General features: G+C 35.4%; 10 protein-coding genes. 9 read left to right on the top strand and 1 reads right to left on the bottom strand.

What is annotated here, in order from left to right:
* Positions 1-7 precede the first annotated feature (7 nt).
* The 8 genes from J2Y60_RS10730 (at position 8) to J2Y60_RS10765 (ending at position 10,782) form a co-directional block, all read left to right on the top strand.
* Positions 8-1,924 carry a glycoside hydrolase gene (locus tag J2Y60_RS10730; RefSeq protein WP_309918026.1) on the top strand — a complete coding sequence of 639 codons (1,917 nt, stop codon included), beginning with the start codon at positions 8-10 and terminating at the stop codon, positions 1,922-1,924.
* Positions 1,925-1,956: 32 nt separating this feature from the next.
* Positions 1,957-3,429, top strand: a complete 1,473-nt coding sequence (locus tag J2Y60_RS10735; RefSeq protein WP_309918025.1) for an endo-1,4-beta-xylanase — start codon at positions 1,957-1,959, stop codon at positions 3,427-3,429.
* A 101-nt stretch (positions 3,430-3,530) separates the two neighbouring features.
* Positions 3,531-4,634, top strand: coding sequence for a right-handed parallel beta-helix repeat-containing protein (locus tag J2Y60_RS10740; RefSeq protein WP_309918022.1), 1,104 nt, complete (start codon positions 3,531-3,533; stop codon positions 4,632-4,634).
* Between the two features lie 10 nt (positions 4,635-4,644).
* Entirely contained in the window at positions 4,645-6,711 is a 2,067-nt protein-coding gene (locus J2Y60_RS10745; protein ID WP_309918019.1) for an alpha-galactosidase, read from the top strand.
* 21 nt (positions 6,712-6,732) lie between these two features.
* Positions 6,733-7,503, top strand: coding sequence for a ThuA domain-containing protein (locus tag J2Y60_RS10750; protein WP_309918015.1), 771 nt, complete (start codon positions 6,733-6,735; stop codon positions 7,501-7,503).
* A gap of 103 nt (positions 7,504-7,606) precedes the next feature.
* Positions 7,607-8,905, top strand: coding sequence for an acetylxylan esterase (locus J2Y60_RS10755; protein WP_309918011.1), 1,299 nt, complete (start codon positions 7,607-7,609; stop codon positions 8,903-8,905).
* Between the two features lie 68 nt (positions 8,906-8,973).
* The gene (locus J2Y60_RS10760) at positions 8,974-10,275 is read left to right on the top strand and encodes a PQQ-dependent sugar dehydrogenase (protein WP_309918009.1); all 1,302 of its coding nucleotides are present in this window, start codon (positions 8,974-8,976) and stop codon (positions 10,273-10,275) included.
* A 75-nt stretch (positions 10,276-10,350) separates the two neighbouring features.
* On the top strand, positions 10,351-10,782 hold the full coding sequence (locus J2Y60_RS10765; RefSeq protein ID WP_309918006.1) for a cytochrome c: 432 nt from the start codon (positions 10,351-10,353) through the stop codon (positions 10,780-10,782).
* Here the strand turns inward: J2Y60_RS10765 and J2Y60_RS10770 are convergent, their stop codons facing one another.
* Positions 10,783-11,667, bottom strand: coding sequence for an AraC family transcriptional regulator (locus tag J2Y60_RS10770; RefSeq protein ID WP_309994624.1), 885 nt, complete (start codon positions 11,665-11,667; stop codon positions 10,783-10,785).
* Between the two features lie 111 nt (positions 11,668-11,778).
* Here J2Y60_RS10770 and J2Y60_RS10775 point away from each other — a divergent pair, with 111 nt between their 5' ends.
* Entirely contained in the window at positions 11,779-12,696 is a 918-nt protein-coding gene (locus J2Y60_RS10775; protein WP_309918001.1) for a sugar phosphate isomerase/epimerase, read from the top strand.
* The last annotated feature ends 31 nt before the right edge of the window (positions 12,697-12,727 follow it).

Consider the following 12,727-nt stretch of genomic DNA (forward strand, 5'->3'; position numbering starts at 1 on the left):
AATATCTATGAAAAAAATAATATTGTTTTTAATTACCCTTGTCGTATTGCCTGCTGTTGCTTATTGCAAAGTCTGGAAAATGACAAATCCATCTTTAGAGGTACAGTTTAATGACAAAACCTCACTGCTTACTGTCATTGATAAACGTTGCCAGAAAGTTTGGCAACAAACAGCCCTAAAAGACCAGTTTACAGTTGTAAAAACTACTCAGAAAGACAACTCTATTTTTGTAACACTGTCGGGTAAATACCCATTGGAATTGGTTTTTACCCTTGATGAAACAGCGTCATTAACAATAGATATAAAAGCGAGTGAAAAAATGCTTTTTGAAGACTTGAGCTTTCCTTCTGCATTTCAAACCCCTAATTCAAATCATTACTTGTTATATACAGACGGAGAAGGCTTTTTGCTTCCAGTTACAGATACCGAGTACCCTTTGGGCAGAAATAAAATGTATTCGATGAGTGGCTTATCAATGCCTTGGATGGGTATAACAGATAATCTTTTTGAAACAGGGTATATGGCTATTCTAAATACTCCTGATGATGGCGAAATCAATGTTAAAAAAGAAAACGGTCTTATTACCTTTGAACCTGTATGGCTTTCATCTAAAAATACCTTCGGTTACAACCGTAAAGTAACCTATCATTTTTTTGATAAAGGTGGTTACGTAGCACAATGTAAAAAATATCGAGAAAATGTTTGGGCTAATAATTCTGCTAAAATTACTCTAAAAGAGAAACAGAAGGAATTTCCAGCTATCGAGAAAATGATGGGGGGTGTTCACCTATATCTTTGGGATAATGGTCGAGAGGTATCATTTGCACAAGAATTAAAACAAGCTGGTATTGAAAAAGCTTTTGTTTTATGGAATCCCAATCACCCTCCTTATCCAGAAATTGGCTATGATAACAAGCTTAAAGAGCTTGGCTATTTGTCGGGAGTATATGAACTTTTTAGAGATGCCAAACTCCGTGATACCATAGGTACTATAAATACTACGAGTACTACGGGGACATTTTTAAATCGTTTTTCTTTTCCAGGACTTTTCAACCAAATAACTTTAAAACAAAAAGATGGCAAATTACACTATTCTGGCTTTGGTTATGATATCAATCCCAAAGCTATTTTGCCATACATTCCATCTTTAAGAACAGACCGAGAGTTAAGCATTTATCCACATGAGTCATTCTTTTCTGATGGTTTTTTAGCAAGTGGCATTTTTGAATGTTATAGTAAAGATAACCCTCTGACACGCTCGCAGTACAAACAAGCAGTAATAGATATTCATCATTTGTTTATCAATAAATATAAGATGATTATGGGAATGGAGTGGGGAGCAGACTATGGTGTACCTACTACAGCCTATGCACATGGTATGACAACCCTACACCGTATGTTGTATCGTTCGCCCGATAGAAAGAAAAAAAAAACTATTTACTATTATGGCGACTGGAGCCATCCGTCTCGTCCTTCTATTATGGTTGGCGAATATGTTGCTGATAAAAATTATTTGAAATGGGCAATTAACGAAAAAATAAGAGTACCCTTATATCAATTAGTATATCATGATGCCATAGTTACCACTTGGCGATGGGATGATGCCAACCATCATATGCCAGAAATATGGTGGAAAAAAGACTTGTTTAATATACTCTACGGAACAGCCCCTATTTGGTGTTTAGACCGTCCGAGATGGGATAAATTTAAACGAACCTTTGTGGAAAGCTATAAAAATATAGCCCCTTGGTTACAGAAAATTGGCTATGATGAAATGGTTTCTCATCGATTTGTTTCATCAGATTATCAAGTACAAGAGACCGTCTTTGCTTCAGGTAAAAAAGCCATTGTGAATTTTGGTGATACTGAAAGTATTTATGATGGAAAAATAATAAAAGCGAAGGGTTTTATAACCCTTGAATAATAATTGAGACGCGTTTCAAAACCATAACAATCATGAAGAAATTATTCATTTATGTTGGACTAATGCTCTTTTTTGCTTTTCAAATAGCAGGTAGTCAAGCTATTGTCAAACAGTATTTTACTGCCATAGCCCGAATACTATTAATAACTGTTATCTGCAATTTGTTTCTTCCAAAAAATGCCAAAGGGCAAACAGAGGATAAATTAAAAGTAGAGGCAACTTTGCTGGCAAAGGCTAAAGAAAATATTGAAAAAATAAGAAAAGGTGACGCTTTTATTTCTTTTAAAGACTCCGAAGGAAAAGCACTCAGAAATGTCAGAGTAGAGATTAATCAAGAGTCTCAAGATTTTTTATTTGGAAATCTTAGTGAAGAAATGTTTGATTCTAGACTAAGTGCCGAACAAGTAACTAAGTTTCAAGAAAAATTTAAAGCTCTTTTCAATTTTACAGAATTAACGGTAAAATGGACACCCTACGAAAAAGAACAAGGAAAACAGGCATGGCAACAACTACAGCAAAAGCTAGATTGGTGTAAACAAAATGGTGTAACTGCTAAAGGACATACCCTTGGTTGGACAAATATGTCGGGAACGCCCAAATGGCTATTGAAACTCCCACACGATATGGCCAATGATTTATACAAAGCTAGGATATATAATTTAGTTGGTGGGTTTAAAGACCAAATTAATATGTGGGATGTAGTGAACGAGCCTATTACAACCATTCCTTGGGAAGAAGCCCTTAAAGATTCTGTTTTTGGCGAAAGTAAAATTGACGAAGGTTCAAGATACAATGTGAATAATATTACGATACAACAAACCATTCCTTGGGTTGAAAAATCGTATAAATGGGCTTACAATGCTAATCACCAAGGGGATTTTATCTTGAACGAATTTAATTTGATATCCAAGCCAGCTATAAGAGAAAAACTATATCAACTAACTAAAGTATTGTTAGAGCGTAATACTCCTGTTACTGGAATAGGTATACAAGCACATGAACCCAGAGAAATGTGGTTTTCTCCTATTGAAATTGTGGCAACTTTTGATAGATACCAAGAACTCGGATTGCCCCTCCATATTACAGAATTTATTCCACAATCGTCAGGGAAAAAAATTACAGGGTCTTGGCGTGAGGGAATCTGGACAGAAGAATCACAAGCAGAATTTGCTGAACAATTTTATACTTTGGCGTTCGGTCACCCCTCTATGGCTTCTATACATTGGTGGGGTTTGTCAGATAAAATGATTTGGCTAAAAGGCGGTGGACTCCTTGACAAAGACTTTAATCCTAAACCAGTCTATAATAGACTTTTGAAATTGATTAAACACGATTGGATGACCAAAAATATCATTTCTGTAACAGATGCCCAAGGTCAAGTAACCTTTAGAGGATTTTATGGTAAATATAAAATAACGTTAACTAAAAAAGATGGTAGCCAACAAACGATGAATTTCCATCTAACAGAAAAAGGAAATAATAAATTAGACTTCAGTATTAATTAAAACTCCTATACTAATAAAATTTTAAGTCAGCAAGAACGAATAGAGGCAAAGATAGACTTAGAAGCATCACCCTGAGAATCTCCGAAAATATAATAATAACTATGAAGAAAATATTCATTTATGTTGGGATAATACTCTTTTTTGCTTTTCAAATAGCTGGTAATCAGGCGATAGCCAAACAGTATTTTGTAAACAGTCAGCAAGGAGATGATGCTAATGCAGGAACTGAGCGTAACAACCCATGGAAATCTCTTGTACCTGTTCATGCTAAGAACTTTATACCTGGCGATACCATCAATTTTGAATGTGGCTCTAGCTGGCAAACTGCTTTAGAAATAAATGATAGTGGTACCTCTACCAAACCTATTGTTTTTCAGTCAATTGGGGAAGGGCCAAAACCTATTTTTAGCAATGCAGGTAAAATGGCCAAAGCCATTAACATTACTGCAAAATGGATAATTGTTGACGGCTTTTTTGCAAAAGATGCTAATTACGCAGGCATTTACTTAGCAAAAGGAGCAGACCACAACATTATAAGAAACTGTGAAATAGAGAAATGCGGTGGGGGCGTTATGATTAGTGGTAGTTATAATCTAATTATACAAAATTATGCTCATGACCTAGTAATGGTGAAAAATACACAAGGGGACGATGATGACTATGGTGCAGTAGCTTATTGGGTTTTTGCCCCAAACAATGAAATTGCCTATAACCGAGCCATTAGATGCAGTGCCCCAAGCTACGACTATGGTGCTGATGGTGGTTTTTTTGAAACATATACTAATGGCGATAGTACTTATGTGCATCATAACTATGCAGAAGACTGCGAAGGCTTTTTGGAAATTGGAGGTGGCTTAGCCAGAAACATCACCGTTACAGATAATATTTCAATCAACAGTGGGGGTTTTTGCTTCCATTTAGGTAAAAAATTTACTGCTGATATTCAAAATTTTAAGCTCGAAAATAATACTATTATGACCAAGAGAGGTATGAAATGGAACTCCCTTTTGGATTTTGCAGGAGGAATACCTACAAAAAATACGCTCATTTTACGCAACAACACTATTGTTCTAGGGGGTGAACCTGCTGAAAGAATATCAAGAAACGGAGAATTCACTCATGAAAACAACACTTACTTTTTGCTTGATGGTGCAAAGGTGGGTTTCCCGATAGATGCCACAGAACATATACAACAATCTAATTAAATCATTTAATATGAAAAACATAGTATTACTTCTTTCTGTTCTTTTAACAGCTAAAACGATCTTTGCACAAAATATAAACGATTGTAGTGCCAGTTTAAAAAATGACATTTTAGTGATTGAAAACAACAAAATTTCCAGAAGCTACAAATGGAATAATGGTAATATCATCACACAATCTTTAAGTGATAAAGCAAGCGGTAAAGTATGGAATATCAATAGCAATAAGCCTGACTTGGCTTTTCCTGAACAAACTGACAAAGCTGAGGATGCTACATTTTCGACAAAATTTATTACCGAAAACACTATTGTCCCCTCCCATCTGGAAGTAGAAATTAGCTATAGATTAGAACAATTATTTATCAAAAGAGTATTTCGTGTATATCCAGACTGTGCGTCCATCGCCTGTGATTTATATTTCAAGGGAACATCCAAAAGTGCTTGGTTGCAACAGGGAGTCAATCTTGCTGATATGGTAAATCTCGAAAAGCTTACATCAAGTAATGCAGGTAGTAATATGCCCGTGATTGAAAAGATTGAATTACCGGGTAGACATTGGCATATTGATGCTGTGGAGTTTTTTGACGTTACTGACCGTTTTAACAGTTTGGTAAACAAAGTAAAAGTAATATCGTACCGTCCTAATTTCTACCGTGGCAATCTCCTTTTTGCACATGATAATGTTAGCGATAATGGGATTTTTATTTTAAAAGAAGCCCCAACTTCTAATGTACAATTGGCTTATCCTGGTAGTGATTTTATTACTGAATACGGTAGTTTCAGAGTAGTCGGAGCGGGTTTAAATCCTAGTGATTTGCATCCAACAGAGTGGCGTCGTGGTTATGGTTTTGTTACAGGGGTATATGCTGGCGATGAAAAAAACCGATATATGGCACTAAGAAATTATCAAAAACAAATCAGAACCCAACAAGCAGGTAGAGATGAAATGATATTGATGAATACTTGGGGTGATAGGGGGCAAGATACCCGTATTCAGGAAAAATTTGCTTTAGCAGAATTAGAAGCTGGAGCTAAACTAGGTATTACACATTTTCAATTAGACGATGGCTGGCAGTCGGGGCGTTCATCTAATTCTGCTTTTAAAGGAGGCTCATTGAGTAATATTTGGGACAATAAAAACTACTGGGAGCCTCATCCTGAGAAATTCCCTAATGGACTAGTACCCATTGTAAAAAAAGGGAAAGAGTTGGGCATTGAGGTTTGTTTATGGTTTAATCCAAGTAGAGACAATAGTAATGAGTATTGGGAAAAAGATGCTGATGCTTTGATTACGATTTATAAAAAATATGGTATTCGTACCTTCAAAATTGATGGCGTAAATTTACCTGATAAATTAGCAGAGATAAACTTTCGGAAATTTTTAGATAAAGTAAGTCGAGAAACAGACCACAAAGTGGTTTTTAATCTTGATGTAACAGCTCAACGCAGGGGTGGGTATCATTATCTAAACGAATATGGTAATATCTTCCTAGAAAACCGCTATACCGACTGGACAAACTATTATCCATATACTACCCTTCGTAATTTATGGATGTTATCCAAGTACCTACCAGCTCAAAACTTACAAATTGAATTTTTGAATAAATGGAGGAATCTAGATAAATATCCAGCAAATGATATTTTTGCCCCTAAAAATTATTCTTTTGACTATCTTTTTGCTATCACCATGTTTGCACAGCCTTTGGCTTGGTTAGAAGGAACAGGTTTGCCTGAAGAAGCTTTTTCAACTAGTAAATTGATAAAAACTTATTTGCAACACAATTCTAAAATTCATGCAGGACAAATATTCCCAATAGGTGACGAACCCAGTGGTAAAGCATGGACAGGCTTACAATCTATCGGAAACGAGCAGAAAGGTTATTTCATAGTATTCAGAGAAAACAATTCAGATGCTAAAAAAGCAGTAAAAACTTGGTTGTCAGTAGGTAAAAAAGTAAAGCTTGAATTGATAGCTGGGAAAGGTAAATCTTATGAAAGTCAGGTACTTGAAGACGGTAAAATTATTTTTAACTTACCAGAAATCAATAGCTTTGCCTTATACGCTTATTCTGTAAAATAATAGGTTAAAAGGAAGACTAAAATGAAAATTCAAAAATTTACCAAAATACTTATATTACTTTTTATACTGCTATTTAGTGAAATAAAAGCACAAGATGTATTGATAGTAGCAGATGAAATACCAGCAATGGAAGTATTGGCAAAGTTTTTAAAGAATGAGGAAGGTCTTAATTCAAAGATTATTGTACAATCAGAACTGCCCAATTCAATTACTGCTTTTAAAGCAGTAATCGTGTATATCCACAAAGATTTAGCAGTAATTCCCGAAAAAGCATTTATTGATTATGCCCTGAATGGTGGAAAACTCATCCTATTGCACCATTCTATCAGTTCAGCAAAACGAAAAAATGAATTGTGGTTTCCATTTATGGGTATCGACTTACCCAAAAAAGAAGCCAGTCTCGAAGCTTACAAATATCTTGGTAATGTTGATATAGATGTTGTAAACCTTGCCCCAAAGCATTTTATTACAACTCATAAAATCAACTACTCACAAAAAATACCTTATACCAAAGAAGGAAAGAAAAAAGGAAAGCAAATAGACGGATTCTCTTTAAAAAATACAGAGGCTTATATCAATCATACTTTTTTGAGTCCTCGTACTATACTAATGGGCTTTAAAATTAATGATGAAACAGGGAAAACGTTGATGCAAAATCGCTCTGCTTGGTGCATGAATGTAGGTAAAGGTTGGCTTTTTTACAGCCAACCAGGGCATACAATAAGCGATTTTGAAAATCCTACTTATAGTAGAATCATTGCTAATGCCTTGATTTTTAATCCGAACAACTAAGGTTAACTTAACGTTTGATTTATACTAATTTTCAGTAAATAATTACCTATTTGTAGGTGTAACATTATATTCTATTCATCTTTAGCTCAGAAAAATCAAACTCATGCTTAAAAGAATCGTTTTATTAGTCATTACTTGGGCTTTATGTTTGCCCGTAGTTTTTTCACAACCTTCTGAAAAATTTGTAAAAGTATTAGTCGCTACCGACCATCCTGACTGGACCTACAAATTAGGAGAAAAAGTAAAATTCACTTTAGCTGTTTTTAAAAATGGTAATTTGGTAAAAGATGCCAAAGTACGGTATGAAATAGGGCCTGAAAAACAAGAACCTACCAAAAAAGAAACGATTACTTTAGCCAATGGCTCACAAGTTATTGACGGTGGAACAATGACAACCTCAGGGTTTTTACGTTGTATTGCTATTGCTGAAATTGACGGGAAAGAATATAGAAACTTAAGTACCGCTGGTTTTGAGCCACTAAGTATTAGCCCTACTGTTGAAAACCCTGTTGATTTTGATACTTTTTGGCAAGAAGCGAAAGATGAACTAGCCAAAATACCTTTAGATGCCAAAATGACCCTTCTACCAGAGCGATGCACAGAAAAGGTAAACGTCTATCATGTTAATATTCAAAACTTTAAAGTAGGCACAAGGCTTTATGGAATATTATGTGTGCCTAAAAAAGAAGGAAAATACCCTGCTTTATTACAAGTACCTGGGGCTGGGGTACGTCCATATAGTGGTGATATTAATAATGCAGAGAAAGGAATTATTACTTTGCAAATTGGTATTCATGGTATTCCTGTTAATATGGAACCATCTGTTTATACCGATTTAGGAGCAGGCATTTTAAATGGTTATCCGAATTATAATTTAGATGACCGCAACCGTTTTTTCTATAAAAGAGTGTATTTAGGTTGTGTAAGAGCCAATGACTTTTTGACTAGTTTGCCACAATACGATGGCACAAACTTAGCAGTTACAGGCGGTAGCCAAGGTGGGGCATTGTCTATCATCACGGCTAGTTTAGATAGCAGAGTAAAATGGTTAGGTGCTTTTTATCCAGCATTGGCTGATGTTACAGGTTATTTGAAAGGAAGAGCTGGGGGGTGGCCACACTATTTTGATAAATGGAACAGAGCTTACAATGAAACAAAAGAAAAATTAGCAACTATACCCTATTATGATGTTGTGAACTTTGCTAGAAGAGTAAAAATCCCAGGGATGTACTCGTGGGGATTCAATGATGAAACCTGTCCGCCCACGTCTATGTATGCAGCTTATAATGTTATTACAGCCCCTAAGGATTTATTTTTAGCCCTTGACACTGGTCACTGGACTTACCCTGAGCAAGGAGAAAAAATGAATATTTGGTTACAAGAAAAACTAAAAGGAAAGTAAACATTTTATTGAATTTGGTGGTTACTTTACAATTAGATAGTTTTTAAAGTAAACTTTATTTAAAAAAAATGAAAAATAATATTCTTATAGCTTCTTTGATGCTATTGTTGGCAAGCTCGGTATTTGCAATAAACACACATCCACCCAAGGCTAATAAAACTAAAATCAATAAAATTAAAGCAGATGCTGATAATGCAGGGCTTTCATTGCCAAAAGGTTTTGGTGCATTATTAGTTACCGAAGGCGTCGGTAAAGCTCGTCATTTAACGGTAAATAGCAATGGTGATATTTATGTTCGTTTAAGTAAACTTAGCCAAGGTAATGGTACTATTGTATTAAAGGACACTAATGGTGATGGCAAGGCTGATGAAACTACTTCATTCGGAAATTTCACAGGTACAGGCATCGTAATAGGAAACGGTTATTTATATGCTTCCTCAGATTCGTCCGTGGTTCGTTATCCAATGAAAAATGGTAAGGTAAATGAATCTGCTCCTGAAACGATTGTAACTGGTTTAGAATTGTACAGTGAACATGGTACAAAATCAATAGAATTAGATGACAAAGGACATTTATATGTAACTTTTGGTGCTCCATCAAATGCTTGTCAAGAGAAAAACCGCCAAAAAGGCTCTAAAGGGATGGATCCTTGTCCTATTCTTGAGTGGCATGGAGGTATCTGGCAATTTGATGCCAACAAGAAAAACCAAAAGCAAGCCGATGGTTTGCGTTATGCAACAGGTTTGCGTAACGTGGTTGGATTAGACTGGAACAAAGCAACTGGTGAATTGTATGCCATGCAACATGGGCGTGACCAATTAACAACTTTATACCCTAACTTATACAATGTAGAGCAAAGTGCAGAATTGCCTTCAGAAGAATTTTTACTGGTTAAAAAAGGCTCAGATTTTGGTTGGCCTTATTGTTATCACGACCGTTTTCAGAACAAAAAAGTATTAGCTCCAGAATACGGAGGGGATGGAAAAATCCAAGAACGTTGTGAAGGCAAAGATAAACCAATTATGGCATTTCCAGCACATTGGGCACCCAATGCTTTGATGTTTTATACGGGTAATCAGTTCCCTGCTAAGTACAAAAATGGTGCTTTTGTATGTTTTCATGGTTCATGGAATCGGGCACCGTTGAAACAAGGAGGTTACTTTGTAGCGTTTGTCCCTTTTGGTAAAGATGGCAAACCTTCTGGCGCCTATGAAGTATTTGCAGAAGGTTTTGCGGGCGGTCCTGAAATCAAAAATCCAGGTGATGCCAAAGCTCGTCCTGTTGGCTTAGCACAAGGTGCAGACGGCTCTATTTATATTAGCGACTCTGTAAAAGGGAAAGTTTGGCGAGTGATGTATCAGAAACAGTAGAACAATAAGGTTTGGCATTTAATACGTTTTGAAGGTATTAAATGCCTTAACTCCTTACAGCTTAAAATTCACACAATGAAATTAACAATTATTGCAAGTCTGCTGATTTGCTTTATGGGTACTACGGCTTGGGTTTCGCAGGAAAAACAGCCCAAAAGTACTTTATCAACCAAATCGGTAGTATCGGATTCTGGGAAAATAATTTATGAAACATATTGCTTGGCTTGCCATCAAGAAGATGGAAGCGGAGTACCTAATATGAATCCGCCCTTAATAAAAACAGACTGGGTTTTGGGCGATTCTACCCGATTAATCAATGTGATTTTAAAAGGCTTGAAAGGTGAAGAAATCAATGGGGATAGTTACTCTAATGAAATGCCTGCTCATGATTTCCTGAGTGATAAACAAATTGCTGATGTACTTACTTTTGTGCGTAATAGTTTTGGCAACAAGGCATCAGCCATAAAGCCAGAGTATGTAAAAAGCCAACGTCAGAAAAAGAAGTAATTATTGTTCGCTATTTTTTCTATACTCCATAGGGTTTTGGTTAAACTGCTTGCGGAATAAACGGTTAAAGTTAGACAGATTTTTAAAACCACATTCATAACAAATTTCAAGAATTGACTTGTTGCTCTCTCTTAAAATCCTACCACTTTCATTCAATCGCATTTCGATGACAAAGCTTAAATAGCTTTTTTGAGTTCTAGATTTAAAATATCTACAGAAAGCCGATTCTGAAAGATTACTCAGTGATGCTACTTCTGCAATAGAAATATCATCTTTAAAATGTAACAAAGTGTATTCTAATACTTTGTTCATTTTTAAACTATCATTAATATTAATTCCGCTGATAATGTTTACCGAAATAGGTTGTAATTCTTGACCTATCGAAAGCAGGGTAAATATTTCTATGAGTTTAGCGAATCTTCCGATATTACCTAAATCAAGCATTTCTATCATAACTTGCTTGATTTTTTCTTTTGTGTCTCCCAGAATAACTAAGCCGTTCATTGATAATAAAAGTATTTTTTTCATGCTTGCCATTTCTGGGCTATTAAAAAACTCTTTCCCCAAAAAATCTTCAGAAAACTGAATGACAATAGAACTCGGTTTAATACTTGCATCAGCCTGATAAAAGGAGTCATCTGCTTTGAATAAGTGAGGTACATTTTTACCAATAAATGCTATTTCCCCTTCTTGATAGGTCGAAAAACTATCACCAATAAATTTATTCCCGAATCCTTTTTCACAGTACACCAATTCATACTCTTCATGAAAATGCCAAGGAGTTTCAAAATTTGGGGACTGGTAACGGTTAATTACAAACGAACTTCCAGTTGCCAAAGGAAGCTTTTGGAATACAGCATTTCTGGATGTTTTCAAATTAGTCAAAATAGTATCGGTATAAGTTATTTTGTAGTGGAAATATAATAATATTCATTGTTTTTTTGTACATAAATTAATTTCAATTAAAATTATTGATATTATCTTACTTGCAAATACATGGAAAAGAGTTTATTGAACAGACGAAATTTCTTAGCTTTTATTCCTGCTATCTCGATAGCCTCAACGGCTTTGGTTAAAAGCAACCATTTTCCAGTGGCTTGCAATGGCTATAATTGGATTACTTTTTATAAAAGAGCAGGCAAAAAATGGGGAGAAGATTTAGAAGAAAATATGGCAGAATTAGCCAAAACAGGCATTAAAGGTTATGAGCCAAGCATCGAAAGCAAAGAGATGGCACAACAATTAATACCTGTATTAAATAAATATAACATTGCCTTACCATCTATATATGTAAATAGTATTTTGCATGATGAAACACTTGTAAAAGAATCTATCAGTTCGATAATGGGCATAGCAGAAGTGGTTAAACAGTATGGCACAAAAATTATTGTTACCAACCCAAGTCCTATTAAATGGGGTTCTACCCAGCTAAAAAGTGATGCTCAATTAGCCCTTCAAGCACAGGCAATGGAAACATTGGGCTATCAACTTCGCCAAATGGGTTTAACATTAGCCTATCATACTCATGATATTGAATTAAAGGCGGGTGCAAGAGAGTTCCATCATATCTTGCTCAATACCACTCCTCAAAATGTTTCTTTTTGTTTTGATGTTCACTGGGTTTATAGAGGTTCTGAAAATTCAGAAGCTGCCGTATTTGATGTATTGAAATTATACGGCAAGAGAATTGTTGAACTGCACCTTAGACAATCAGTAGCTGGTATCTGGGCAGAAACATTTACTGCTAAAGGCGATATTGATTATACCAGACTGGCAAAAGAACTTTCAAAAATGAACATCAAACCACATATTGTTATAGAACAATGTTTGGAAACTAATTCGCCCAATACCATGGATGTTGTGAATGCTCATATAAAAGACCTTGCTGCTATCAAAGAGACGTTTTTGTCATAATTTTTAACCTAACATTCAAAATACAGTCCTA

Source organism: Arcicella sp. BE140 (assembly GCF_031456255.1).
Lineage (GTDB): Bacteria > Bacteroidota > Bacteroidia > Cytophagales > Spirosomataceae > Arcicella > Arcicella aquatica.

Excerpts from the sequence above, each read along its gene's own strand:
- J2Y60_RS10745 (WP_309918019.1), top strand. The coding sequence starts at position 4,645 with ATGAAAAACATAGTATTACTTCTTTCTGTTCTTTTAACAGCTAAAACG.
- J2Y60_RS10740 (WP_309918022.1), top strand. The coding sequence starts at position 3,531 with ATGAAGAAAATATTCATTTATGTTGGGATAATACTCTTTTTTGCTTTT.
- J2Y60_RS10775 (WP_309918001.1), top strand. The coding sequence starts at position 11,779 with ATGGAAAAGAGTTTATTGAACAGACGAAATTTCTTAGCTTTTATTCCT.
- J2Y60_RS10730 (WP_309918026.1), top strand. The coding sequence starts at position 8 with ATGAAAAAAATAATATTGTTTTTAATTACCCTTGTCGTATTGCCTGCT.
- J2Y60_RS10760 (WP_309918009.1), top strand. The coding sequence starts at position 8,974 with ATGAAAAATAATATTCTTATAGCTTCTTTGATGCTATTGTTGGCAAGC.
- J2Y60_RS10735 (WP_309918025.1), top strand. The coding sequence starts at position 1,957 with ATGAAGAAATTATTCATTTATGTTGGACTAATGCTCTTTTTTGCTTTT.
- J2Y60_RS10755 (WP_309918011.1), top strand. The coding sequence starts at position 7,607 with ATGCTTAAAAGAATCGTTTTATTAGTCATTACTTGGGCTTTATGTTTG.
- J2Y60_RS10765 (WP_309918006.1), top strand. The coding sequence starts at position 10,351 with ATGAAATTAACAATTATTGCAAGTCTGCTGATTTGCTTTATGGGTACT.
- J2Y60_RS10750 (WP_309918015.1), top strand. The coding sequence starts at position 6,733 with ATGAAAATTCAAAAATTTACCAAAATACTTATATTACTTTTTATACTG.